Origin of the sequence: Nocardia sp. NPDC052001, assembly GCF_040680615.1 — a bacterium.
Taxonomy (GTDB): Bacteria; Actinomycetota; Actinomycetes; order Mycobacteriales; family Mycobacteriaceae; genus Nocardia.
Genome location: NZ_JBFAXC010000001.1, coordinates 1,019,090 through 1,042,658 on the forward strand (window position 1 = coordinate 1,019,090; position 23,569 = coordinate 1,042,658).

Genomic DNA, 23,569 nt, shown 5'->3' on the forward strand with positions numbered 1-23,569 from the left:
CACCGTTCTGCCCGGTCGCCGCGCTGGTTAGCGTCGTCACAGTTAGCCACATCACACGCTAGGAATCCGATGAGCAGTACCGAATCCGGTCTCGCCGCGCCACCGCGCGAGTTGACCGCAGCGGACTTCGCCGCCGCCCAAGCCAGTCCGCAATTCCAGGAACTGCGTCATCGACTGCGCCGCTTCGTCTTCCCCATGACCGCGCTCTTCCTGGCCTGGTACGTGGTGTACGTGCTGCTCGGCGCGTACGCGCATGACTTCATGGCGCACAGGGTGATCGGCAATATCAATGTCGGATTGATCCTGGGCGCGGGGCAATTCGTCTCCACCTTCGTGATCACGGCGCTGTACGTGCGCTTCGCCGGGCGCGAGCTCGATCCCCGCGCCGCCGCACTGCGCGCCGAACTGGAAGGCGGACAGGCATGAACGTCTTCGCCGGCACAACGAACACCCTCGCCGCCGCCACGGTCGGCAATCCGGCCGCCAATATCGCCATCTTCGCGGTCTTCGTCGCGGTCACCATGGTCGTGGTGGTCCGCGCCAGCCGGAATACCGCCAGCGCCTCGGACTTCTTCACCGGTGGCCGCGGTTTCTCCGGCCCGCAGAACGGCATTGCCATTGCGGGCGACTATCTTTCGGCCGCGAGTTTCCTCGGTATCGCGGGAGCCATCGCCGTCTACGGCTACGACGGCTTCCTCTACTCCATCGGCTTCCTGGTGGCGTGGCTGGTCGCACTGCTACTGGTCGCCGAAATGCTCAGGAACACCGGCAAATTCACCATGGCCGATGTGCTCAGCTTCCGTCTGAAGCAGGGCCCGGTGCGCACCGCCGCGGCCCTGTCCACCCTGACCGTTTCGCTGTTCTACCTGCTGGCCCAGATGGCGGGCGCGGGCGGTCTGGTCGCCCTGCTGCTCGATATCGACAGTCGCGCAGGACAATCCGTGGTCATCGCGGTGGTCGGCCTGCTCATGATCGCCTACGTGCTCATCGGCGGTATGAAGGGCACCACCTGGGTACAGATCATCAAAGCCGTCCTGCTGATCACCGGTGCGGCGTTCATGACCGTCATGGTGCTGGGCAACTTCGGTTTCAATCTCTCCGAGATCCTGGGCTCGGCGCAGCAGCACGTCTCCGAATCCGCGAACAAGGCTGTGGCACATCGCGATGTGCTGGCTCCGGGCGCACAGTACGGCGGCAGTGAAACCTCCAAACTGAACTTCGTCTCCCTCGGCCTGGCACTGGTGCTCGGCACCGCCGGACTCCCGCACGTGCTCATGCGCTTCTACACCGTGCCCACCGCCAAGGAAGCCCGCCGCTCGGTGGTCTGGGCCATCGGCCTGATCGGCGCGTTCTACGTCTTCACCCTGGTGCTCGGCTACGGCGCGGCCGCCATCGTCGGCCCGGACAAGATCCTCGCCGCGGCGGGCGGCCAGAACTCCGCGGCCCCGCTGCTGGCCTTCGAACTCGGCGGTGTGGTGCTGCTCGGCATTATCTCGGCGGTGGCGTTCGCGACCATCCTGGCCGTGGTCGCCGGACTCACCATCACCGCCTCGGCCTCCTTCGCACACGATATCTACGCCGGAGTCATCAAACGCGGTAAAGCCGGTGAGGCCGAACAGGTTCGGGTCTCCCGCATCACCGCCGTGGTGATCGGCCTGATCGCGATCGGCCTCGGCATCCTCGCCAACGGCCAGAACATCGCCTTCCTGGTGGCGCTGGCCTTCGCGGTCGCCGCCGCGGCCAATCTGCCGACCATCCTGTACTCGCTGTTCTGGAAGCGCTTCAACACCACCGGCGCGCTGTTCAGCATGTACGGCGGCCTGATCTCGACGATCGTGCTGATCGTCTTCTCCCCGGCGGTATCCGGTGCGAAGACCGCCATGATCCCGAGCCGCGATTTCGCCTGGTTCCCGCTGTCCAATCCGGGCATCGTATCCATTCCGCTGGCCTTCGTCCTCGGCATTGTCGGCACCTACCTGGGCCGGAATAACGAAGACCCGGCCAAGGCCGCCGAAATGGAGGTCCGCGCCCTCACCGGCGTCGGCGCCGAGCAAGCCGTCGCGCACTGACGACGCTCGATTCGTAAACCCTTACCGCCCTGCCCTTTCGACTGGAGAAAGCACGATGACGAGCACGATCGACCGCGACCACACCGACCGGCTGAGCTACCCGCCCAGCCCCGATTTCGCGGCCGCCGCCAACGCCACTGTGTCCCTCTACGATCGGGCGGCGGCGGACCGCGAGGGCTTCTGGGCCGAACAGGCGCGGCGCCTGCATTGGGCGCGGCCGTGGACCCGCGTACTCGACTGGGATGACGCGCCTTTCGCCAAATGGTTCGTGGGCGGCACGCTGAACGTCGCGTACAACTGCGTCGATCGGCACGTGCTGGCTGGACACGGCGACCAGGTCGCCATCCACTGGGTCGGCGAGCCGGGTGATGCCCGCGCCATCACCTACGCCGACCTGCTGGCCGAAGTCTCCAGAGCGGCAAATCAATTCACCGCTCTGGGACTTCGCGCCGGTGACCGGGTCGCCATCTATATGCCCATGGTTCCCGAGGCGATCGTCACCATGCTGGCCTGCGCGCGACTCGGGCTGGTGCACTCGGTGGTGTTCGCCGGATTCTCGGCGGGCGCACTGGGACAGCGCATCGAGGACGCGCGGGCCCGGCTGGTGGTGACCACCGACGGCCAATGGCGGCGGGGGAGTGCGGCAGCGCTCAAGCCCGCCGTGGATGAAGCCATTGCGGCACAGCCGGATTCGAGCGTCGAGCACGTCCTGGTGGTCAACCGCACCGGCCTGGACACCCCGATGACCGAGGGTCGCGATCTGTGGTGGCACGAGACCGTCGCGCACGCCTCACCCGAGCACGAGCCGGAGTTCTTCGATGCCGAACACCCGCTGTTCATCCTCTACACCTCCGGCACGACGGGTAAGCCCAAGGGCATCCTGCACACCAGCGGCGGTTACCTCACTCAGACCTCGTACACCCACCACGCCGTCTTCGATCACAAGCCCGAGACCGATGTCTACTGGTGCACGGCCGATATCGGCTGGGTGACCGGCCACTCCTACATCGTCTACGGTCCGCTCTCGAACCGCGCCACCCAGATCGTCTACGAGGGCACCCCGAACTTCCCCGATGAGCACCGGCACTGGGAGATCATCGAAAAGTACGGCGTCACCATCTATTACACCGCCCCGACGCTGGTCCGCACCTTCATGAAATGGGGCCGCGAGATCCCCGATGCCCACGATCTGTCCTCACTGCGGCTGCTGGGTTCGGTCGGCGAGCCGATCAACCCGGAGGCGTGGCGCTGGTATCGAGATGTGGTGGGCGCGAACAGTACTCCCATCGTGGACACCTGGTGGCAGACCGAAACCGGCGCGATCATGATCTCGCCGCTGCCCGGCGTCGCCGCCGCGAAACCGGGTGCGGCTATGACTCCGGTCCCGGGTATCTCCGCGAAAGTCGTTGACGAGGAGGGCAACCCGGTCGTCCTCGGCGAGACCGAAGCCAATGGCTATCTGGTCCTGGACCAGCCGTGGCCGTCCATGCTGCGCGGTATCTGGGGCGATAACGACCGCTACCGCGAAACCTATTGGGCCCGTTACGCGGACAAGGGCTGGTACTTCGCCGGTGACGGCGCGAAACTCGACACCGACGGCGACCTGTGGGTCCTGGGCCGAGTCGATGACGTCATGAACGTCTCCGGCCACCGCATCTCCACCGCCGAGGTCGAATCCGCGCTGGTCGGCCATTCGAGTGTCGCCGAAGCCGCCGTGGTCGGCGCGTCCGATGACACCACCGGCCAGGGCATCGTCGCCTTCGTCATCCTCACCGGCGAGGCCGAGAACACCGGCGACGCCCTCATCAAGGAATTGAAAGCCGAAGTGTCCCGGGAGATCTCACCGATCGCCCGCCCCCGTGACGTTCACATCGTTCCGGAACTCCCGAAAACCCGTTCCGGCAAGATCATGCGCCGCCTGCTCCGCGATGTGGCCGAGGGCCGCGAACTGGGTGACACCTCAACCCTGGTCGACCCCAAGGTTTTCGAGGCGATCACCCGTCGCTGACCGTGCTCAGGCAGCCTGCCGATACACCTTCCGTGCCAGCAGAATCATCGGGATCTGCATCGGCAGGCGCAGCAGCACACCGACTTTCAGCGGCAGCGGCTTACTGCTGCGCACCCAATCGCTCGCCATCTTCACATTTCCGGGGAACACGCCGAGGAACAGCAGCGTCGCCAGTAGTCCGCCCAGCCGCCGGGTGCGCGGGACCGCGACGGCGGTGGCCACCGCGATCTCGGCGACCCCGGATCCCAGCGTCCACGCCCGCGCCGATCCGGGCAGCTGGTCCGGAATCAAGGCGTCGAATGGTTTCGGGGCCACGAAATGCAAAGTCCCCATACCGAAGAGAAATGCCGATAGCGCCCGGGCGGTGCCCCGCCCGGGGCGCGATAGTTCTGTGCTCTCGCTCATGACGATGAGCGTACGGTCAAATCGTCCAACAAGATCATGACCTCACCCGCCTGCTTCACGACCTCCACCAGCCGGATCTTCAATCCGAGCAATTCCGCCCCGGTCAGCGCCTCGCGCAATTCCTCCCCGATCCGCTGCCATTCCGGTGCGACGGCAATCCGCCCGAGCAGTACCTCGACACTGTCCTGTCCGGCCCCGGCGATGAACCCGGACACCTCGATCGACGCGTGCGGCGACCGCACATACAGGTCCACTCCGCTCACCTCGCCCGGCAGCGCGACCGCGCGATCCGCCTTGGCCACCAGCTCGATCTCATGCCCGTCGGCGGCCCCGCGCACCAGCACCGCCAGCGCCCGATGATCCTCCCCGCGCACACCATCCGGATAGGCCAGCGGATCCTTGACCGGCGCGCCCTCGGCGAACGTGGTGATATGCGCCTTACTCGCCCCCGCCCCCGCGAGTTCCCACTTCCCGGTGTCCTCGAAGTCGTCCAGCAGCACTTCGTCCGGCATATTCCGATCCCTTCACACGCCCTGCGGTTCTCCCCGCAAACCCTACAAACCCGCCCCCGGCTTTTCCCCCCGAATTCTGGTGGCTGACGAATCGGGACTGGTTACCGTCATACTCAGTACGGATATTCGGTTGTGGGAAGAGGTGAGGGCCGCCGTGGAGGCACAGGATTCGGGGATTCGCCGTATCGGGCTGGTGGAGGATCACGAGTCGGTGGCAATCGGTTTGGCGGCCATGTTGGCCCCCGAGGCCGATCTGGAGTTGGTGATCACCGCGGGCACGGTGGCCGAGTTGTTGTCGGCGAACCCGCGTTTGGACCTGGTGGTATTGGATCTGCGGCTGGCCGACGGATCCTCACCGGACGACAATGTGCGATCCCTGCGCGAACGCGGGATCGAGGTGCTGGTGTTCACCGGGGCGGACAATCCGTTCCTGGTGCGCGAGGCCGCGCGGGCGGGTGTGCTCGGCGTGGTCCGCAAATCCGAGGATGTGCCCACCGTGGTGACCGCGGTACGCCGCGCCGCGCAGGGCGAACAGGTGGTGACCACCGACTGGGCCGCGGCCATCGACGGTGATCCGCAGCTGTCCAATGTCGGATTGAGCCCGCGCCAGCAGCAGGTTCTGCAGCTGTACGCCTCGGGTGAGAAAGCCTCCCGCGTGGCCCGCATGACCGGCCTCTCGGAACAGACCGTCAACGATTACCTCGGCCGAATCCGGCAGAAGTACGCCGACGCGGGCCGCCCGGCCCCGACCAAAACCGATCTGTACAAGCGGGCAGTCGAGGACGGCTGGCTGCCCGTCCCCGAACGACACCCGCGCGCATGACCGCGTCGGGCACGCTGGACACCACGCCCGGAGCACCCTCGATGTCCGCCGTCACCGCGCTCATTCGGCGGGTGCGCGGCGGACTCACGGTGCCGCAGGAGGATCCGGCCACCGCCGCGTACGACCGCATCATGCGGCGGCTCGGCATCTCCATTGGCATCGCCGGAATCATTGTCGGCGGTATGGAATTGCCGGAGATCGCCGAACAGGGCCGGGTCGCCGGAGCCTGGTGGACGATCACCGCAGTGGTGCTGGCCTTCGGCTGGTATCCGGTGATCGCGGTGGTGTCCGCGCTGGCCGGACCGCGCGCGATCCGCATCGTATGCGGTTGCGCGGCAATCAGTTTCCTCTTCGCGTTCGCCACCATCCCCATCGCGCTGGAAACGCATTCGGTGGACGCCACCACGGTGTGGCCGTACCGCGTGACGGCATTGGCCGTGACAGCGGCCGTGCTGGCCTGGCCCGCGCGCTGGGCCGTGACCTATCTGCTGGTGTCCGCGACCTCGGCGGCGCTGGCCTCGGTGTACACCGTCGCCACCGTCACGCCGCTGTCCGTGGTCGAGAACTTCCTGCGCGCAGCCGGTTTGGCGGCCCTGTTCGTCTGGTGCGGTACCGCCGCCACCGGCGCGGCCGCCCGCGTCGACCGCGAATCCGCCATCGCCAGCCGTCGCGCGGCCGCCGCCGCGGCCGCACAGGGCCGGGACCGCGAACGCGCCCGCTTCGCCGCGCTCATTCACGACGCCGTGCTCTCCACCCTGCTGGAGGCCTCACGCGCGGGCACCCAATCCTCGGTACTGCGCCGCCAAGCCGAACGCACCCTGGAACAGCTCGACGAATGCCGCGGCGATGACCGCGATCCCGATCTGCTCGACGCCCGCACCGCCGTGCTGTTCCTGAGAACCGCCGTGCACGAGGTGAATCCGAGCATTCGCTTCGCCACCCGCACCTGGCCCGGCTACGACGATCTGCGCATGCCGGTGCATTCGGCCAGCACCATCGCCGCCGCGCTCACCGAGGCGGTGCGCAACAGCCTGCGGCACGCCCACGTCCCCGGCCGCGATGTCCGCCGCACCGTCACCGCGACGGTCAGCGCGGGCAGCATTCGCATCGCCTTCACCGATGACGGCGCGGGTTTCGACCTGGCCAAGGTCTCCGCCGACCGGCTCGGCATCTCCATGAGCATCCTGGGCCGCATGCGCCAATTGGCGGGCGGTTCGGCCTTCGTGGAATCCGCACCCGGCGAGGGCACCACCGTGACGCTGGTCTGGGGTGGCGATGGTTCCCGTTGAATACCATGCGGCCGAACTGGATTCGCGATTCGGCCTGCGTGATCTGCTAGGTCTGCGCGGTCGCGCGGCATGGCTGTTCCTGCTCATCCTGGAAGCCACCATCGGGCTGTACATGCTGCGCAATTTCGGTGAATCACCGCAGTGGGCAGCGCTTTTCAGCATGGTGATCATTCTCAGCGCCGGTGCGCTGGTCATCGTCATGCCGGTGGATCCGCTACCGCTGCCGGTATCGCTGTACGCGGCGGCCTCCGGTCCGATCGCCACCGCGCTCACCATCATGACCCCGAACTCCGAACGCGCGAATCAATCGGTGTGGTCGGCGTTCGCGGCCTCCTATGTATTGACCGTGCTGGTGCTGCGCGGTCGCGGCCGACTGGCCTGGGTGGGCGTCGCCGGTGTCGCCGGGGTGATCCTGCTGGCCGGACTCGGCGCACAACTCGACTCCCGCACGGTGCTGGGCACGCTCGTGCCGATCGGCACCGTCGCCGCCATCTCGGTGTTCGCGGCCGTCATGCGCCCGATGCAGCGCTCCCTGGTTCTCTTGCGCGAGGACGCCATGATCCGCGCCGCCGCCGAGGCCACCATGGCGGCCTCCGACAGCGAGCGCACCCGCCAACTCGCCCGGCTGGACCGGGTGGCGCGCCCGATACTCGAGCGCATTGCCGACGGTGCCGAACTCACCGCCGCCGAACGCGAGGAATGCCGCCTGCTCGAGGCCGAACTCCGCGACGGTCTGCGCGCTCCGCAGCTGGTCACCGATGAACTCAGCGGGGCCGCACGCGGCGCTCGTTCTCGGGGCGTGGAAGTGGTGCTGTTGGACGACGGTGGTTTCGCGGGCGTTCCCGAATGGGTGCGCAGACGCGTAATCGACGCCGCCACAAGGGAATTGGATGCCGCGAACGCCGGATCGGTAACGGTGCGAGTTCTACCCCTCGGACGCAGCGTGCTCGCCACCGTCCTCGCACACGCCCCGGATCACGACCGCCGCACCGAGATAGATACGGACGGCAAGGTCAGCGTCACCGATTAGCTAGTTGCCGCCGGGCTTGCTTCTCGACTAGTTCGAGGGATCCTTCGGCTCTTTCGGCTCCCGCGGTTCCCTCGGCTCACGCGGCATATCCCAGCGCCCCGGACCGCCCCGCTTCATCTGATCGCGCAGCGCACCCTGCACGGCCGTCGCCATCCACGAGTTCAGCGACTGCCCGCTCTGTGCGGCGGCCTCCTCGGCTCGGGACTTGATCTGCTCCACCAGTCGCAGTGTGACGCGACTGATATCCCCGGTCATCTCCTCGAACGTCGGTTGATGCTCTTCCTCGGCGGATGCGGTCTTGCGCACATCCACGTGTGCGTCGGTGCCGTCGACCGAGACGCGCACGGTGCGATCGCCGACCGACGCGCTCACCTCGCTCGCCAATTCCGACAGCGCCGCGAGCAGAACCAGCCGAGCCGAACTCTCGGTGGCGGCGGCCAGCGCCGCGGCGGTGGACTGTGTCTTCTCATCGCCCAGAGCGGCCGCGGCGATGAGGTTCTCGCGTAGTTGGGCGGTGTACTTGTTCAGATCCATGACACCAGTGTGCTGTCACATCTGACATCATTCAAGGAAACTTCTGACGTCACCCCAAGGTGGGCGATGCGAATCACCGTTATCGCCGGGCCGGTTCGGGTATAACGATGCAAAAGGTGATTCGATGACCGGGTAGCCTTCTGGCTATGACGAACGGTGAATCGACGCGAATCGAGCTGCGCGCGTCCGGCACAGTCGGTGTCGCGATGGTGACCCCCTTTACCGCCGAAGGCAAGCTCGATGTCGATGCCGGGGTGGCGCTCGCCGCACGCCTGGTCGACGGCGGTGTCGATCTGCTCGCGATCTCCGGAACCACCGGCGAATCGCCCACCACCACCGAGTCCGAGAAGTTCGATCTGCTGCACGCCGTGGTCGACGCGGTCGGTGACCGCGCCACCGTTATCGCGGGCGTCGGCACCTACGACACCGCGCACAGCATCGAGCTGGCACGCACCGCGCAGCGCGCGGGCGCGCACGGTTTGCTCGTCGTCACCCCCTATTACTCCCGTCCCACCCAGGACGGCCTGATCGCGCACTTCACCGCGATCGCGGACAGCACCGATCTGCCCGTCACGCTCTACGACATTCCGCCGCGGTCGGTGGTGGCCATCGCGCCCGACACCATTCGCCGCCTCGCCGAACATCCGCGCATCGTCGCGGTGAAGGACGCCAAGGGCGATCTGAACGCCGGCGCGGAACTGATCGCCGAGACCGGACTGGCGTTCTACTCCGGTGACGATGTGCTCAACCTGCCCTGGTTGTCCGTCGGCGCCACCGGATTCATCAGCGTCATCGGGCATCTGGTGCCCGATCGCCTGCGCGCGCTCGCCACCGCTTACGCGGCCGGTGACGTGGTGCGGGCCCGTGAAATCAATGTCAGCCTGATTCCGCTCAACCGGGCCATGGCCCGCCTGGGCGGCGTCGCCATGACCAAGGGCGCCCTGCGGCTGCTCGGGGTCGAGACCGGGGAGCCACGCTTGCCACAAATCATGCCCACATCCGAACAACTCGCAGAACTCGCGGTCGATTTGCGGGCCGCGGGGGTGCTTGCATGAGCAGCCCCGAGGGACGTCGCCCGCGCCGCACCGCCTCCCGCGCCGCGGGAGCCCCGGCCCCCGTGCCGGATAAGCCGGAACCCGTTGCCGCACAGCCGAAAGCGGCCGAGCCCAAGGCCGCTGCCGCGGATAAGCCGGTAGCGCAGGCCGCGCCGGTGGAAGCCGCCGCGGAGACCCGTGGTCGCAACGGCCGCAATGGCACCGCCCGTGGCGCTCGCAACGGCGATACCGCCGAAGCCGCGCCCGCCAAGACCGAGGCCGCCAAGGCCGAGCCCGCCCGCGCGCGCCAGGACGAATCCGCCCCGCGCTCGCGTCAGGGTGAGCGAAATCGCAAGCCCGGCGGCCGTTCCCGCCAGGGCGGCGGCCGTAACGACCGCTCCGACGCGCCCGCCCAGCCGCGCGTCGAACGCCAGAAGCTGAACCCGCCGCCCGCCGCCCCCAAGGGTGGCCTGCGGGTGTTCGCGCTCGGCGGTATCGGCGAAATCGGCCGCAATATGACCGTTTTCGAATACAACGGCAAGCTGCTCATCATCGACTGCGGTGTGCTCTTCCCCGAGGATCAGCAGCCCGGCGTCGACCTGATCCTGCCCGACTTCGGTCCCATCGAGAATCGGATGGACGATATCGAGGCCGTCGTGCTCACCCACGGCCACGAGGATCACATCGGCGCGGTGCCGTTCCTGCTCCGCCTACGCCGCGATATCCCGGTCGTCGGCGCGAAGTTCACCCTCGCGCTGGTGGCGGCCAAATGCCGCGAACATCGCCTGCAGCCCAAGCTGATCGAGATCACCGAGGGCCAGCGCACCCAGCACGGACCGTTCGACTGCGAGTACTTCGCGGTGAACCACTCCATCCCCGATGCGATCGCCGTCGCGATCCGCACGCCCGCCGGTATCGCACTGCACACCGGCGATATCAAGCTGGATCAGCTGCCCCTCGACGGCCGCCTCACCGACCTGGCCGGTTTCTCCCGCCTCGGTGACGAGGGTGTTGACCTGTTCCTGGTCGACTCCACCAATGCCGAGGTCCCCGGATTCGTCACGCCCGAGCGTGAGATCGGCCCCGTGCTGGACAATGTGATCGGCAAGGCCAAGGGCCGAGTCATCGTGGCCTCCTTCGCCTCTCACGTGCACCGCATCCAGCAGGTGGTGGAGGTGGCCCAGCGCTACGACCGCCGCATCTGCTTCGTCGGCCGCTCCATGGTCCGCAATATGCAGATCGCGCAGGACCTCGGCTATCTGGATGTGCCGGACGGTCTCGTGGTCGATATCGATCAGGCCGCGAACCTGCCGGTGCACAAGCTGGTGCTCATCTCCACCGGCTCGCAGGGCGAACCGCTCTCGGCGCTGTCCCGGATGGCGCGCGGCGATCATCGCCAGATCAATATCCGCCCCGACGATCTCGTCGTGCTGGCGTCTTCGCTGATCCCCGGCAACGAGAACGCCGTCTTCACGGTGGTGAACGGCCTGACCCGGATCGGCGCGACCGTCATCACCCAGCAGAACGCCAAAGTCCATGTCTCCGGACATGCTTCGGCCGGTGAGCTGCTGTACCTGTACAACGCTGTCCGCCCGACCAATGCCATGCCCGTGCACGGCGAATGGCGGCATCTGCGCGCCAACGCCGCGCTCGCGGTGGCCACCGGCGTTCCCGAAGAGCGAGTCATGCTCGCCGAGAACGGCGTAGTGGTCGACCTGGTGGACGGTATCGCCACCATCACCGGGCGCGTCCCCGTCGGCCAGGTCTACGTGGACGGCCTGTCTGTCGGTGATGTCGGCGAATCCACCCTCTCGGACCGCCTGGTTCTGGGCGAGGGCGGCTTCATCTCCATCACCGTCGCCGTCGACTCCACCACCGGTAAGGCCGTCAGCGCCCCCGAGGTCACCGGCCGCGGCTTCTCCGACGATCCGGACGCCCTGATCGACGCCCACGAGCTCGTGGAAGCCGAACTCCGCCGGCTGGCCAGCGAAGGCGTCACCGACACCCACCGCATCGCTCAGAGCGTGCGACGGGTGGTCGGCAAGTGGGTGGCGGACAAGTACCGCCGCCGTCCGATGATCGTCCCCACGGTCATGGGCGTCTGACCCGAATAACAAACAGCCACACCGCGAGAGCGCCCGGTAGCACCAGCTATCGGGCGCTCTCGCGTATCCACCGAAGGCACAAACAGATAGATACCTGGATTGAAATATGCGCATCTAGGCATGAGTGTGCGGAATGGCGGGTGCGGCGAACTCGGTTATCGAACCTTGGAACAAAACCGCCCCGACAACATGAGTGTCGGGGCGGGAACCTGGTAAGGCTCTAGTTGTCCTGGCAGGCAGCCGAATCCAGCTTGGCGGCCTTGACGATGCTGCACGCGAAGGCGTGGTCGACCTTCCATTCGTTGCCCTCGGCGACGAACGAGACGGTGGCGTTGTTCACGGGGTTGCCCGCGATGGTGACCTTGGCATCTGCCTTGAGTTTGCCGTCGGCCGGGTCCGGAACGTTGGTGATCTCGACCTTGACGTCGTTCTTCTTTGCGGCGTCGACGAGCTTGGCGACCAATTGCGGGTCCTGGCCCGCGTTTTCGATCCAGTCGATCTTGGTCTTGGCGTCGATGGACGGGTCGAACGCCTTGGTGATCTTGTCGTTCAGTTCGGCGACCGTCGGCTTGGGCAGGTTCGGCGCGGGAGTGGTCGACGGCGGCGCGCCGGTCTCCTTGGTGTCGTCGGTGCTGCCCTGGAAATTATTGGTGGGTGCGGACGCGCTCGTGGTGGTCGCGCTATCCGATTTGGTCTCGCTGGTGCTGCAGGCGACCAGTCCGAAGGCGGAGGCGGCCAGCGCCACGGCGGCGGTGGCGCGGAAGATGCTGTGCTTCAACGAATTTTCTCCCCTGAACGGATATTAGAGCTGGTAGCCGGTGGTGCAGTTCCAGTGGATGATGGTGGCGTCGGAGCTGTTCCGAGTGAGCGCCTGGGTGCGGGCCGCCGAACGCGAGTACGCCGCACCGTAGGTGTACAGCCCCGCGCGGCGGGAGTAGGCAACCGCACCGCAACCGTTTCCGAAGCTGGCGACGACACGGCAGTCGTCGAACGTGCACGAGTTCATCGCACCGCCCTGCGCGGCGGCGCGATCCGGATAGTCATAGGAGTAGCCGATGCGGCCGGTGGACGGCGACAGCGCGATCGCGCCGAAGTTGTCCGTATATGCCCCGGCCGGAGCCGCCAAGCTCACCAGCAGTGAGCCCGCGGCCGCGACCATCACGGCGGCGCCACTGACGATCTTTTTCAAGGTGTTGCCCCTTCGTATGCAGTGGATCCATTCCCCGATGGACCGAGTGATCAAGCTACCGACCCGGATTCGCCGACGCCAACCCGGAACCGGCTCGGCGGCGGCATATCCCACCGCCCCATCCGGGATCGGATCGGGCGGCGCGTAAATGATCAAGGGATGACCTTATGGCGGACCGGGTGCCCGGCTCGAGCTGCCGAACCGTCCAGCAATTGAGGCGCAACTCAACCGACGCGATCACGTGACCCGGGGGAGTGCGGCCGCGCGATCCGGGGGAGCGCCCAGCGGCGTGCGAGCGCCTCGTTCAGCGACCCCGCCACCTGTGCATGCGCATCATGCATCGGCTCCACCATCCGGTTAGTGTGGCCTTATGAGTATGGCCCAACGGGAGCGCCAGGCACTGGTGCAAACCATGTCCGCCGCCGGTCCGGACGCGCCCACCCTGTGCGGCACCTGGACGGTGCGAGATCTGGCCGCGCACTTGATCGTTCGCGAACGCCGCCCCGACGCCGCCCCGGGCATCATGCTGAAGCCCTTCGCGCCCTATCTGGAGCGGGTACAGGACAAGGTCGCCGAACGGCCGTTCCCGCAGCTGCTCGAAGAGATCGCCGGTGGCCCGCCGTGGTTCCTGCGACCGGTCGATTCCCTGATGAACCTCACCGAGATGTACGTCCACCACGAGGACGTGCGCCGCGCCGAACCCGGCTGGGAACCGCGCGAACTCTCCACCGCCGATGAGGACCGGCTCTGGAAAGTGCTGACCGGCTTGTCGCGCATGGCCTATCGCAAATCGGCGGTTACCGTCGCGCTCACCACACCCGACGGCCGGCGCACGGTTGCGCACCAGGTCGGCGATCGCACCGTCGTACTCGCCGGAAAACCCTCCGAACTGCTGTTCCACGCCTTCGGCCGCAATGCCGTGCGGCTGGAGGCCACCGGCGATCCCGCCGATGTGGAAGCCGTCTACGCGCTCGACCGCAGCGTCTGACCATTCCGGTATGCGGGACGGTCCGCCCGCGCCGGTGGCAGCGTGACCACCGATCATGAAACGATCACGCGTCGGCCGGTAGTTTCTGTGCTCGGCAGCGGCCCGTGGTGTGATGAGGTGGTAGGCAATGTCTTGGCAACTGGCGGTTCTCGGGCCGGTCGAGCTGACGACGGAGGGCGTCCCCGCCACACCCATGCCACCCAAGCAGCAGGCCGCGCTCGTCATGCTCGCCTTCGCGCGCGGGCGCACCGTATCGATCGAGGAACTCGCCGACGGGATCTGGGGCATCGATCGTCCCTCCTCCGCGGTAGGCGCGCTGCGCAATTACGCCTGGGCGCTGCGCAAGCAGCTGGCGGCGCGGCCGGAGACGGTGCGATTGTTCTCGGAGTCGCGCGGCTACCGCCTGGAGGGTCCGCTCGAACTCGATATCGATGGCATCGACGGTTGCCGCGCCGAGGCCGAACAGGCCCGCGCGGACGGACATTTGGAGCGGGCGGACGCCATCCTGCGGGCGCAGCTGCGGCTGTGGCGCGGTGATCCGCTCGCCGGTGTGCCCGGACCGTGGGCCGGTGCCGAACGCGCCCGATTACGTCGTTTACAGCGGGTGCTGCGTGAGGATCTCATCGATATCACCGTGCGGCGCGGGGACTATTCGCGTGCCCTGGCCGATCTGGAAGCCCTGATCACCGTCGACCCGCACAGTGAGAGATTGCGCGGGCTCATGATGACCGCGCTGTACCGGGCCGGGCGGCGTACCGAGGCGCTGGGCGAATATCAGCGCATCCGGCGGCTGCTGGTCGCCGAACAGGGCATCGAACCCGGTCCCGCGCTGCTGGAACTGCATCGCCAGATCCTGTCCGACGAAGTGCCCGGCGATGGGTCCGCGGTGGCGGCGCAGCCGAAACCCGCGCAATTGCCGCCGGACACAGCCGATTTCACCGGACGTCAGGAATTGGCGCGCGAACTGTGCGGTGTACTGGCCGACAGCATCACCCCGATCGTGGCCATCTCGGGCATGGGCGGAGTCGGCAAGACGGCGCTGGCATTGCATGTGGCACACCGGATTCGGGATCGATATCCGGACGGGCAGCTGTATGTCGATCTGCACGGCGCGGGCGCGGATCCGGCCGAACCCGAACAGGTGCTGGGCGCACTGCTGCGCGGATTGAATGTGCCGCCGCGCGATGTACCCGCCGGGGCGGCCGAGCGGGCGGCCCTGTTCCGATCCGCCGTGAGCGGGCGTCGCATGCTGCTCGTACTCGACAATGCCTGTGACGCGGCGCAAATCGCGCCGCTGCTACCCGGCGAGCCCGGATGCGCGGTCCTGGTGACGGCCCGGCGGCCCATGACCGCTCTGCCCGGTGTGCGCTCGGCCGCGCTGAAGGTACTCGAAACCGATGAGGCCGCAGCGCTTTTCACGCGAATAGTCGGCCCCGCCCGGGTCAACGCCGAACCCGAATCCACCCGCCGCATTGTCGAACTGTGCGGGCGGCTGCCCATGGCGGTGCGCATCGTGGCGGCTCGGGTCGCGGCCCGCCCGCAATGGACCATCGTCTCCGAGGCCGACCGGCTGGCCGCGGAACGCCATGACCTGGATCGCTTCCGCGCCGGGGATCTGGCGCTGACCGCGGCTTTCCGTGCCGGATACGAACAGCTCCCGGTCGAGGCCGCGCGCGCCTTCCGGCTGCTGGCCGTCGCCGAACTCCCGGATCTGCCGCTGGCCGCCACCGCGGCGGTGCTGGACACCATCGAACCGCTCGCCGAGGATCTGTGCGAGGAGCTCGTCGATCGCGGCATGCTCGAGACGGTGGGCCGGGGCCGCTATCACTATCACGATCTGATGCGCCTGTTCGCGGCCGGTTGTCAGCAGGCCGAACCGATCGTATGCCCGGAACGGCGCGTTCTCGTGGACCCCGTCGAGCGGCTGCTCGACTACTACCTGGCCACCATGAAAACCGTGCTGCGCGTGCGACATCCGGGTGTTCGGCTGGGTTTGGCCGCTACCGCGCATCCGGGCACCCGGCTGGCGGATCTCGATTCCACCCGCGATTTCATGAATGTGGAGCGGCGGAATCTGGTCGCGCTGTACCGGCTGGCGGCGGTGGGCACCCGGCGGCATCGGCTGCTGGCCGCGGATCTCGCGCTCGCGGTGTCCGGCACCATGCTCGCCAGCGATGCCACGGTCGATATCGAGAAGGCGCTGGAGGAATTGATCCGCGCCTGTGAATCCGACGGTAATTCGTTGTCCGCCAATCGCGCTCGCCTGGCCCTGGTATTCGTGGTCGTTTCCGAGCTCGGTGAACCCGAGCGGGCCGCGGACCATGTGGACCGGCTGCTGGAGGATGTGAATACCGAGGTCGAACCCTGGGTCGCGGGCTCCACGCATATCTTCGCGGGCGCGCTCGGCATGCATCACCACGACCCGGTCCGCGCCGCAACGCATTTCGCCGCCGCCCTGCGCCTGTACCGCTGCGGCGCGAGCCCGGAATGCGTCCGGGTGGCGTATTCCCTGCTCGCCCAGGCGCATTCGGCGGCGGGCCGGGACCGCGATTCGCTCGCGGCCGCCGCCCGCGCCGTGGTCGGCGACACTCGTCCCGGCACCCGCCGAAATGTCATGTGGGCCTTGACCGAAGCGGCCTGCGTGCTCAGCGGCCAGGGGGAAGCCGAACTCGGCGCCCGCCTGTTCGACGCCGCCCTGCGCACCGCCCGCCGCGGCGGCTCGACCCGCTTCGAATCCACCGTGCACTCCCGCGCCGCCGTCGCCCACCTGTCCGCCGGTCGCCTCCCGCAGGCGGCCGAACACGCCGAACGCGCCGAAGCCACCCGCGACTCCTCCCGCCCCGGCGTCCTGCACACCTACAACCTCTACAACCTGCTGGTCCGCTATACGGCCCTGCGCCGCATGGGCCGCAATGTCGACGCCGCCGAGTGCTACCGCACCGCCACCACCCAAATCCCCGACTTCGACCAGGCCCTGATCCGCTGGGGCGCCCTCGTCGACCCCACACCGCACTCGGGCCGCCCCGAGCCGGTCTCCGTCGGCGGCTGAGGCGGCGTCGTCTCCCGGTGCGGTAGCAGGTGGCCGACACGCCGTTTTTCGCACTGTCCGCGTGACACCGCTCGATTCCGGTCTCGGGTGCGGGAGCATGTGATGGGCGGTGTTCGCGGACTTCGGCGGCGATAGGCGTTGCCTATCCCACAGGGCTGTTGTGGGTGGGCCGGGTGTTGCGGATGGTCCGGGTGGGGCGTTTGCGGCTAGCCTGGGGGTCATGCCAGGTAAGTCCCGCGGTGCCGCAACGTCACGTTCGCGAGCGGGATCGACGCGGGGGCAGACTCCTGCACGGTCCCGGGCGCGTACTCCGCGTGCCGCCGCGGGCGGTCGCACCGCTAGCGCCGGTCGCACTCGAAGCCCCAAACGTCCGGCCGCCGCGCGCAGGCCCGCGCCGCGGCGCAGGTCCGATACCGCGCCGTTGGCGGTGGTCACGCGGGCGGTGAACAACGGCTGGAACATGCTGGCGCGCGGGCTCGGCGCGAGCACCCGGGCGATGAGCCGGGCCGGGGAGATCGAGCACGGGCATCGGCGCGACGGAATCGCGCTGGGGCTGGTGGCATTCGGCATCGTGATCGCGGTGGCGGTGTGGTTGTCCGCGGGCGGCCCGGTCGGGCGCGGGGTGGATACCGCGATTCGCTGGATCGCCGGATCCGCCTCGGCGGCACTGCCGTTCGTGGCCATCGGCATCGCGGTGCTTCTCATGCGCACCGAACCGCATCCGGAGATCCGGCCGCGCCTGGTGCTGGGCGGGCTGCTCACCGGACTGCCGATACTGGGTATTTGGCATCTGGCGGCGGGTTCGCCCACCGATATGCACGGTCGCGCGCACGGTGCGGGATTCGTCGGCTATGTCATCGGCGGCCCGCTCAGCGACGGGCTCAGCGCGTTCCTGGCGGTGCCATTGCTGATGCTGGCCATAGGATTCGGTCTGCTGCTGCTGACCGGCACCACGGTGCGTGAGGTGCCCGAGGCGCTGCGCGAGATCTTCGGCACCGGCAGCCGCGGCGATGAATACGAGAGCTACTCCGATGAACCCGGTCTCTACGATCCGGCCAATTACGACGAGGACGGTTTCCCGCGCCACGAGGGCGTGAAATCCCGCCGTCGCGGTCGCACCCCGTCGGAGAACTATCCGCCCGACGAATTCGGCGGTTCGGACGCGGCCACCGAGATCATCGGCGAACCGCCGCTGCAGGACGCCAAGGAGATCGCGGCCGAGGAGCCGCCGAAACCCAAGGCGCGCAAGGCCCCCAAGGTCGTCGATCAGACCCCGCCGCCCCCGCCGCCGCAGCAGCTGGAATTCGTCACCGAGCGGGAGGTGGACGGCGATTACAATCTGCCGCCGCTGACCCTGCTCACCGATGGCGAACCGCCCAAGAAGCGCAGCGCCGCCAACGAATCCATGATCGAGGCCATCACCGAGGTGCTGGTCCAGTTCAAAATCGACGCGGCCGTCACGGGTTTCGTGCGCGGCCCGACCGTCACTCGCTACGAGGTCGAGCTCGGCCCGGGCGTGAAGGTCGAGAAGATCACCGCGCTGGCCCGCAATATCGCCTATGCGGTGGCGACGGAGAATGTGCGCCTGCTCGCACCTATCCCGGGCAAATCCGCGGTCGGCATCGAAGTGCCCAATGCCGATAGGGAATTGGTGCGCCTGGCCGATGTGCTCAAGGCCCCGTCGACTCGAAACGATCACCATCCCTTGGTGATCGGCCTCGGTAAGAACATCGAGGGCGAATACCTCTCGGCGAACCTGGCCAAGATGCCGCATCTGCTGGTCGCCGGTTCCACCGGTTCGGGTAAGTCGAGTTTCGTGAATTCCATGCTGATCTCACTGCTGCACCGGGCCACCCCCGATGAGGTCCGCATGATTCTCATCGACCCCAAAATGGTGGAACTCACGCCGTATGAAGGCATTCCGCATCTGATCACCCCCATCATCACCCAGCCCAAGAAGGCCGCCGCGGCGCTGGCCTGGCTGGTGGAGGAGATGGAACAGCGGTATCAGGATATGCAGGCCAACAAGGTCCGCCATATCGACGATTTCAACCGCAAGGTGAAATCGGGCCAGATCACTGCACCGCTGGGCAGTGAACGCGTCTACCGCCCGTACCCGTACATCCTGGCCATCGTCGACGAGCTCGCCGACCTCATGATGACCGCGCCGCGCGATGTGGAAGACGCCATCGTCCGCATCACCCAGAAGGCTCGTGCGGCGGGCATTCACCTGGTGCTCGCGACCCAGCGCCCCTCGGTGGACGTGGTCACCGGCCTGATCAAGACCAATGTCCCGTCCCGATTGGCCTTCGCCACCTCGTCATTGACGGACTCGCGAGTCATCCTCGACCAGCCGGGTGCGGAGAAGCTGATCGGTATGGGTGACGGCCTGTTCCTGCCCATGGGCGCGAGCAAGCCGACCCGTCTGCAGGGCGCGTTCATCTCCGACGAGGAAATCCAGGCCGTCGTCGATTTCGCCAAAACCCAGGCCGAACCCGAATATCAGGAAGGCATCACCGCCGCCAAGACCGGTGAGAAGAAGGATGTCGACCCCGATATCGGCGACGACCTCGACCTGCTGCTGCAGGCCATCGAATTGGTTGTCACCTCGCAATTCGGCTCCACCTCGATGCTGCAGCGCAAACTCCGCGTCGGCTTCGCCAAGGCGGGCCGCCTGATGGATCTGATGGAGACCCGGGAAGTGGTGGGACCCTCCGAGGGTTCCAAGGCCCGCGATGTCCTCGTCAAGCCCGATGAATTGGACGGGTTGCTGTGGACCATCCGCGGTGGTGGTGGTGAGCCCCCGGAAACCGGAGACTCCGATAGCTGATTCACCCCGAGTACCGAGCTGAAGCGCCAGGATTCGAACCTGAACCGGCGGAACCAGAATCCGCCATGCTGCCGATTACACCACGCTTCATTGAAATATGGAGTGCCCGGGAGGAATTGAACCTCCAGCCTTCTCGTTCGTAGCGAGACGCTCTGTCCGTTTGAGCTACGGGCACCTGCCCCGCACGGATGTCCGCATTGACATCTACTCGCCATCGAGGTGTGCGGGTGTAAGTGTTCGGGAATGAAAAAGGGCCGCTCCGTGGCTGATTCGCCAGAGCGGCCCTGCGGGTCTACCGGTAGACCTAGGGACCGCTGCGAATACGGCGGCGGAGCGATTGTCCGAACATGTTCTCCGCCTTCCCTTTTCTCGTATCGGATCGTTGTATCGAAGGTAGCAGCCGGTCGCCGCAGGCGAAACCGAATTACCGGCCCGGTGGCGGCCCGGGGCCTCGCTGTGCCGGGACCAGGCGTTTAACCGGTTGCGGGTGCCTGAGACAATCGGTGCGGTCGCTCAGGGTGGGCGGCGTGGGGGTGGGCATGATGAGTGATGTGACCGAGTGGGAAGCGCGCGGTGACAGCGGTCCGGTGTGGTCTCGGCCGTGGTTTCTCAATACTCTGTCGCTGGCGACTTTCGTCGCGCTGGTGATCTTCCAGTATCGGTGGTGGCATGATCACGGCCGCCCGCTCGCATGGGTACTGCTGCCGCTCACGCCATTCCTGGCTTTCCTGCCGTCCGGAATTATCGTGAAATCGTTCCGCAAGCGGTGGACGGCGCGGTGGGCGGGAGAGAACGGCTTCGAATACCGGCGTTCCTCCGAGTGGCCGGTGCCGACCTGGGATTTTCCGCCGTTCAATATCGGCCGGGCGCGACGCTATCGGATCCGGGACACCATGCGGGGGCGGGTCGGAGACTATCCGGCGATCTTCTTCCATCTGACCTGGCTGCACAACAATCGAATCAATGTCAGCACCCACTATCGGAACGTCTTCGTGCTGACGCTGCCCGCGGCACTGCCCAGACTGACCCTCGGGGTGACGCTGGATATGACCACCGGTGCTCGAGTGGAGTTCGAATCGGCGGACTTCAACGACAAGTTCTCGGTGTATTCCGCGAATCCGGGGTTCGCGCACGCGGTGCTCACGCCGCGCACGATCGGCGAACTGCTGGACATCGCCGGGCGGCACGGCGGCGCGGTCATGCTGACCAAATTCGAAATCGTCGGAAACCTGTTGGTCGGTACCACCACCCTGGGCAATCGGCCCCGTGAGATCGGGGCGGTCTTCGACGCGATGCGCGTAATCGCCGATGGCATCCCACGATTCGTCTGGACCGATTACGGATCCCCCGCTGAAAGGGAACACGCATGACCCTCATCGTCGTCGTGCTCATCGTCATCGCACTGGTGGCGATGCTGTGGTACTTCGCCGCGTACAACGATTTCGTTCGATTGCGGAATCTGGTTGCCGAATCCTGGCGGCAGGTCGATGTCGAACTACAGCGCCGTCACGAGCTGGTGCCGAATCTGGTGGCAACGGTCGAACGCGCCGCCGAATTCGAGCGTGGAACCCTGGAAGCCGTGGTCTCGGCGCGCGACAGTGCGCGCGCACTCGCCGCCGACCCGGTCGAAACCCACGGTGAGATCACCGGTGTCGCGACCGCCGAAAACGCCCTCACCTCGGCGCTGTCACATTTGTCGGCGCTCGCCGAACAGTATCCCGACCTCGGATCGGTCAAGAACTACGCGGCACTGCAACGCGAACTGAGCGATGTCGAGGATCGAATCGCCGCGGCCCGGCGCCTCTACAACGCGAACGTCCGCGCTCTGAACACGAAAATCGAATCGATCCCCGCCTCGATGGTGGCCAGGCGCCATCATGTGTCGCCCGCGCAGTATTTCGATATCAGCACCCCCGAAGCTCGCGCGGGCGTCCGGGTGGATCGGCTGTTCCGGAATCAGCCGGATCGGTAGGGCTCCGAAATTCGGTCGCGCGCGGCCGCGCGGTGAGCGCTACTTCAGCACGAATTGAATTGCGCTGTCGATGATTTCGGCACGAGACCCGGTGTCGTGTTCGGCGGTGATCAGATAGTTGGCGATCACCAGTGAGAACGCGAGCATGGCCCGGGCCTCGACCTCGCGCGGATCGTCGCTGATCGTGCCGATCAGATCGCGCAGGTATTCCATGCGCTCGTTATCGACGCGCCGCAGCCGGTCGGCGACGGCGGGATCGCGCCGCGCCCATTCGCGGACCGCGAGATCGATGGGTAGCAGTCTGGGGGAGAAGGTGAGCGCACCGGCCTTGCGCACCTTGGCTTTGGCGTCCCCGCCCTCGCGTTCGACGCGCTCGCGCACCTCGTCGACGGTGCGAAGTTCCCAGCTGTCGAGCACGGCGTCGAGCAATTCCTGGCGGCTCGCGAACTGCCGGTAGAACCCGCCCCGGGTAACGCCGAGCCGGGCGGCGAGCGTTTCGACCCGGATGGCCTCGGCACCCGCCTCGGCCAGGATCGCCAGGGCGGCGTCGATCCAGGCTTGTCTGGGTGTGCGCACCGGTGGGGCCATCGATGTCAACCAATCAGTAGTCGGTGCTGTTGATTCAATCATCCGCGATAGATACAGTACTGTTCTGTATCTATCGATGGCGGACGACATGCCGCCACCGACGACACTGATCGATAGGGAATCCACATGACGCACCGTGACTCGAACAAGCGGTATGCCGACACCGAACCGCTGACCGTCGAGGAGGTGAGCCTCGATGCCGACACGCTCGCCCTCACCACCCTGACCGGCTTCGGGCATTACGACGCGCACCTGTTGCGCACCAGCGCATCCGGAACGCGTCCGGCCGAACAGTGGGCTCGGGAGATTCTGGAGGAGGTGGCCCCGGACGTCGCGACGGCGCTTCAGCGGGGCTGGCGGAGGATCGCGCTCCAGCTCGCCCCCGTCGGCTCCGAGGGGACGATCGCGGGCTGGCGCATCGCGTACTCCGCACCCGAATACCTGCTGCTGCAAGCGGAATCCACCCGTGGCTTCGAAGGTCAGCTGCTCTTCCGCCGCGATGACACCGGCGTGCTGCTGGCGACTTTCGTCCGATTCATCGATCCGGCCGCCCGGGCGATCTGGGAGCGCGTCCTGCCCAACCATCTCGAGTTCGTGCGCTCGTTGCTCACCGCGCGGGCCCGGCGGCTCGCGCCCACCGTCTGACCGTCACCGAAACAGCTTCACGCACAAAGGATCTCGAACAATGACCACCGCGTATCATATTGTCGCCATCGTCGCCGCGCTCTGGATCGGCTTCTCCGGGTTCTCCCTGTTCACCCGGAAGCAGTTCGTCATCGAACCGCTCGAACAGTACGGCGTCCCCGCGCCCTGGTGGAATTGGTTGGCGCTGGCCAAATCCGCGGGCGCGCTCGGCCTGATCGTCGGCTTCTTCCTCCCGCCGATCGGTATCGCGGCCGCGCTCTGCCTCATCCTCTATTTCCTGCTGGCGTCGGCGACCTCGATCCGTGCCGGTCACGCGGGATCGGCCATCTTCCCGGTGCTGTATCTGGTGCCCGCCGCCGCGACCGTCGCCCTGCAATCGGTCGCGTGACACCGGCTCGATCCGGTACGACAGCGCATCCGGCGGAACTGCTTTCGGGCGACGGGCGAATTCTCGCTCCGGAGCACCGGCCGGGTGCGGTACTGTCCTGGCCGTCGACCA

General features: G+C 67.0%; 21 protein-coding genes and 2 tRNA genes. 15 read left to right on the top strand and 8 right to left on the bottom strand.

What is annotated here, in order from left to right:
- Window positions 1-69 precede the first annotated feature (69 nt).
- From AB0L82_RS04800 to acs, 3 genes are read left to right on the top strand one after another with little or no spacing between them, the layout of a single operon-like run.
- The gene (locus tag AB0L82_RS04800; RefSeq protein ID WP_364631075.1) at window positions 70-426 is read left to right on the top strand and encodes a DUF485 domain-containing protein; all 357 of its coding nucleotides are present in this window, start codon (window positions 70-72) and stop codon (window positions 424-426) included.
- Window positions 423-2,069, top strand: a complete 1,647-nt coding sequence (locus AB0L82_RS04805) for a cation acetate symporter (RefSeq protein WP_364631078.1) — start codon at window positions 423-425, stop codon at window positions 2,067-2,069. Before AB0L82_RS04800 ends, AB0L82_RS04805 begins: the two co-directional genes overlap by 4 nt.
- A 55-nt stretch (window positions 2,070-2,124) precedes the next feature.
- The gene (gene acs, locus AB0L82_RS04810; RefSeq protein ID WP_364631081.1) at window positions 2,125-4,077 is read left to right on the top strand and encodes an acetate--CoA ligase; all 1,953 of its coding nucleotides are present in this window, start codon (window positions 2,125-2,127) and stop codon (window positions 4,075-4,077) included.
- 6 nt (window positions 4,078-4,083) lie between these two features.
- On the opposite strand, the gene AB0L82_RS04815 is transcribed toward acs, so the two are convergent.
- Together AB0L82_RS04815 and AB0L82_RS04820 are read right to left on the bottom strand one after the other, a co-directional pair.
- A complete protein-coding gene (locus AB0L82_RS04815; RefSeq protein ID WP_364631084.1) occupies window positions 4,084-4,482 on the bottom strand; it encodes a hypothetical protein in 399 nt (132 codons plus the stop codon).
- Complete coding sequence (locus tag AB0L82_RS04820; RefSeq protein WP_364631087.1) at window positions 4,479-4,994, bottom strand: hypothetical protein; 516 nt, start codon at window positions 4,992-4,994, stop codon at window positions 4,479-4,481. The genes AB0L82_RS04815 and AB0L82_RS04820 overlap by 4 nt, the downstream gene beginning before the upstream one ends.
- 154 nt (window positions 4,995-5,148) lie before the next feature.
- On the opposite strand from AB0L82_RS04820, the gene AB0L82_RS04825 reads away from it, so the two are divergent.
- The 3 genes from AB0L82_RS04825 to AB0L82_RS04835 are packed head-to-tail and all read left to right on the top strand — an operon-like array spanning window position 5,149 to window position 8,136.
- Window positions 5,149-5,817 (top strand): response regulator transcription factor, encoded by a 669-nt coding sequence (locus AB0L82_RS04825; RefSeq protein ID WP_364631090.1) that lies wholly within the window; start codon window positions 5,149-5,151, stop codon window positions 5,815-5,817.
- Window positions 5,814-7,106, top strand: coding sequence for an ATP-binding protein (locus AB0L82_RS04830; RefSeq protein ID WP_364631093.1), 1,293 nt, complete (start codon window positions 5,814-5,816; stop codon window positions 7,104-7,106). The genes AB0L82_RS04825 and AB0L82_RS04830 overlap by 4 nt, the downstream gene beginning before the upstream one ends.
- Window positions 7,093-8,136 (top strand): hypothetical protein, encoded by a 1,044-nt coding sequence (locus tag AB0L82_RS04835; protein WP_364631096.1) that lies wholly within the window; start codon window positions 7,093-7,095, stop codon window positions 8,134-8,136. Before AB0L82_RS04830 ends, AB0L82_RS04835 begins: the two co-directional genes overlap by 14 nt.
- A 27-nt stretch (window positions 8,137-8,163) precedes the next feature.
- On the opposite strand, the gene AB0L82_RS04840 is transcribed toward AB0L82_RS04835, so the two are convergent.
- Window positions 8,164-8,670 carry a hypothetical protein gene (locus tag AB0L82_RS04840; RefSeq protein WP_364631099.1) on the bottom strand — a complete coding sequence of 169 codons (507 nt, stop codon included), beginning with the start codon at window positions 8,668-8,670 and terminating at the stop codon, window positions 8,164-8,166.
- Window positions 8,671-8,816: 146 nt separating this feature from the next.
- On the opposite strand from AB0L82_RS04840, the gene dapA reads away from it, so the two are divergent.
- Both dapA and AB0L82_RS04850 read left to right on the top strand, forming a co-directional pair.
- Window positions 8,817-9,725, top strand: coding sequence for a 4-hydroxy-tetrahydrodipicolinate synthase (gene dapA, locus AB0L82_RS04845; RefSeq protein ID WP_364631102.1), 909 nt, complete (start codon window positions 8,817-8,819; stop codon window positions 9,723-9,725).
- On the top strand, window positions 9,722-11,809 hold the full coding sequence (locus AB0L82_RS04850; protein ID WP_364631105.1) for a ribonuclease J: 2,088 nt from the start codon (window positions 9,722-9,724) through the stop codon (window positions 11,807-11,809). The genes dapA and AB0L82_RS04850 overlap by 4 nt, the downstream gene beginning before the upstream one ends.
- 220 nt (window positions 11,810-12,029) lie before the next feature.
- On the opposite strand, the gene AB0L82_RS04855 is transcribed toward AB0L82_RS04850, so the two are convergent.
- Together AB0L82_RS04855 and AB0L82_RS04860 are read right to left on the bottom strand one after the other, a co-directional pair.
- On the bottom strand, window positions 12,030-12,587 hold the full coding sequence (locus tag AB0L82_RS04855) for a hypothetical protein (protein WP_364631108.1): 558 nt from the start codon (window positions 12,585-12,587) through the stop codon (window positions 12,030-12,032).
- 24 nt (window positions 12,588-12,611) lie between these two features.
- The gene (locus AB0L82_RS04860; RefSeq protein WP_364631112.1) at window positions 12,612-12,998 is read right to left on the bottom strand and encodes a DUF4189 domain-containing protein; all 387 of its coding nucleotides are present in this window, start codon (window positions 12,996-12,998) and stop codon (window positions 12,612-12,614) included.
- 370 nt (window positions 12,999-13,368) lie between these two features.
- Here AB0L82_RS04860 and AB0L82_RS04865 point away from each other — a divergent pair, with 370 nt between their 5' ends.
- From AB0L82_RS04865 to AB0L82_RS04875, 3 genes are all read left to right on the top strand, one after another.
- Window positions 13,369-13,986, top strand: coding sequence for a TIGR03085 family metal-binding protein (locus AB0L82_RS04865; protein ID WP_364631115.1), 618 nt, complete (start codon window positions 13,369-13,371; stop codon window positions 13,984-13,986).
- A gap of 127 nt (window positions 13,987-14,113) precedes the next feature.
- Complete coding sequence (locus AB0L82_RS04870; protein WP_364631118.1) at window positions 14,114-17,035, top strand: BTAD domain-containing putative transcriptional regulator; 2,922 nt, start codon at window positions 14,114-14,116, stop codon at window positions 17,033-17,035.
- A gap of 220 nt (window positions 17,036-17,255) precedes the next feature.
- The gene (locus AB0L82_RS04875) at window positions 17,256-19,865 is read left to right on the top strand and encodes a DNA translocase FtsK (RefSeq protein WP_364631121.1); all 2,610 of its coding nucleotides are present in this window, start codon (window positions 17,256-17,258) and stop codon (window positions 19,863-19,865) included.
- Between the two features lie 18 nt (window positions 19,866-19,883).
- Here the strand turns inward: AB0L82_RS04875 and AB0L82_RS04880 are convergent.
- Both AB0L82_RS04880 and AB0L82_RS04885 read right to left on the bottom strand, forming a co-directional pair.
- Window positions 19,884-19,955: transfer RNA gene (locus AB0L82_RS04880), tRNA-Gln, on the bottom strand.
- An 8-nt stretch (window positions 19,956-19,963) separates the two neighbouring features.
- Window positions 19,964-20,040: transfer RNA gene (locus AB0L82_RS04885), tRNA-Arg, on the bottom strand.
- A 376-nt stretch (window positions 20,041-20,416) separates the two neighbouring features.
- On the opposite strand from AB0L82_RS04885, the gene AB0L82_RS04890 reads away from it, so the two are divergent.
- Together AB0L82_RS04890 and AB0L82_RS04895 are read left to right on the top strand one after the other, a co-directional pair.
- Window positions 20,417-21,235: a DUF3137 domain-containing protein gene (locus tag AB0L82_RS04890; RefSeq protein ID WP_364631124.1), complete on the top strand. Its 819-nt coding sequence runs from the start codon at window positions 20,417-20,419 to the stop codon at window positions 21,233-21,235.
- Window positions 21,232-21,837 (top strand): LemA family protein, encoded by a 606-nt coding sequence (locus AB0L82_RS04895; RefSeq protein WP_364631127.1) that lies wholly within the window; start codon window positions 21,232-21,234, stop codon window positions 21,835-21,837. The genes AB0L82_RS04890 and AB0L82_RS04895 overlap by 4 nt, the downstream gene beginning before the upstream one ends.
- A gap of 39 nt (window positions 21,838-21,876) precedes the next feature.
- Here AB0L82_RS04895 and AB0L82_RS04900 read toward each other — a convergent pair whose 3' ends face one another.
- Entirely contained in the window at window positions 21,877-22,425 is a 549-nt protein-coding gene (locus AB0L82_RS04900; protein WP_364631130.1) for a helix-turn-helix domain-containing protein, read from the bottom strand.
- Window positions 22,426-22,551: 126 nt separating this feature from the next.
- Here AB0L82_RS04900 and AB0L82_RS04905 point away from each other — a divergent pair, with 126 nt between their 5' ends.
- On the top strand, window positions 22,552-23,070 hold the full coding sequence (locus AB0L82_RS04905; RefSeq protein WP_364631133.1) for a hypothetical protein: 519 nt from the start codon (window positions 22,552-22,554) through the stop codon (window positions 23,068-23,070).
- Between the two features lie 40 nt (window positions 23,071-23,110).
- Window positions 23,111-23,458, top strand: coding sequence for a DoxX family protein (locus tag AB0L82_RS04910; protein ID WP_364631136.1), 348 nt, complete (start codon window positions 23,111-23,113; stop codon window positions 23,456-23,458).
- Window positions 23,459-23,569: the final 111 nt, after the last annotated feature.

Bases quoted from the DNA above. Each gene is read 5' to 3' on its own strand.
- AB0L82_RS04800 (WP_364631075.1), top strand. From the start codon at position 70: ATGAGCAGTACCGAATCCGGTCTCGCCGCGCCACCGCGCGAGTTGACC.
- AB0L82_RS04805 (WP_364631078.1), top strand. From the start codon at position 423: ATGAACGTCTTCGCCGGCACAACGAACACCCTCGCCGCCGCCACGGTC.
- acs (WP_364631081.1), top strand. From the start codon at position 2,125: ATGACGAGCACGATCGACCGCGACCACACCGACCGGCTGAGCTACCCG.
- AB0L82_RS04815 (WP_364631084.1), bottom strand. From the start codon at position 4,482: ATGAGCGAGAGCACAGAACTATCGCGCCCCGGGCGGGGCACCGCCCGG.
- AB0L82_RS04820 (WP_364631087.1), bottom strand. From the start codon at position 4,994: ATGCCGGACGAAGTGCTGCTGGACGACTTCGAGGACACCGGGAAGTGG.
- AB0L82_RS04830 (WP_364631093.1), top strand. From the start codon at position 5,814: ATGACCGCGTCGGGCACGCTGGACACCACGCCCGGAGCACCCTCGATG.
- AB0L82_RS04835 (WP_364631096.1), top strand. From the start codon at position 7,093: ATGGTTCCCGTTGAATACCATGCGGCCGAACTGGATTCGCGATTCGGC.
- AB0L82_RS04840 (WP_364631099.1), bottom strand. From the start codon at position 8,670: ATGGATCTGAACAAGTACACCGCCCAACTACGCGAGAACCTCATCGCC.
- dapA (WP_364631102.1), top strand. From the start codon at position 8,817: ATGACGAACGGTGAATCGACGCGAATCGAGCTGCGCGCGTCCGGCACA.
- AB0L82_RS04850 (WP_364631105.1), top strand. From the start codon at position 9,722: ATGAGCAGCCCCGAGGGACGTCGCCCGCGCCGCACCGCCTCCCGCGCC.
- AB0L82_RS04865 (WP_364631115.1), top strand. From the start codon at position 13,369: ATGAGTATGGCCCAACGGGAGCGCCAGGCACTGGTGCAAACCATGTCC.
- AB0L82_RS04870 (WP_364631118.1), top strand. From the start codon at position 14,114: ATGTCTTGGCAACTGGCGGTTCTCGGGCCGGTCGAGCTGACGACGGAG.
- AB0L82_RS04875 (WP_364631121.1), top strand. From the start codon at position 17,256: ATGCCAGGTAAGTCCCGCGGTGCCGCAACGTCACGTTCGCGAGCGGGA.
- AB0L82_RS04895 (WP_364631127.1), top strand. From the start codon at position 21,232: ATGACCCTCATCGTCGTCGTGCTCATCGTCATCGCACTGGTGGCGATG.
- AB0L82_RS04900 (WP_364631130.1), bottom strand. From the start codon at position 22,425: ATGGCCCCACCGGTGCGCACACCCAGACAAGCCTGGATCGACGCCGCC.
- AB0L82_RS04905 (WP_364631133.1), top strand. From the start codon at position 22,552: ATGACGCACCGTGACTCGAACAAGCGGTATGCCGACACCGAACCGCTG.
- AB0L82_RS04910 (WP_364631136.1), top strand. From the start codon at position 23,111: ATGACCACCGCGTATCATATTGTCGCCATCGTCGCCGCGCTCTGGATC.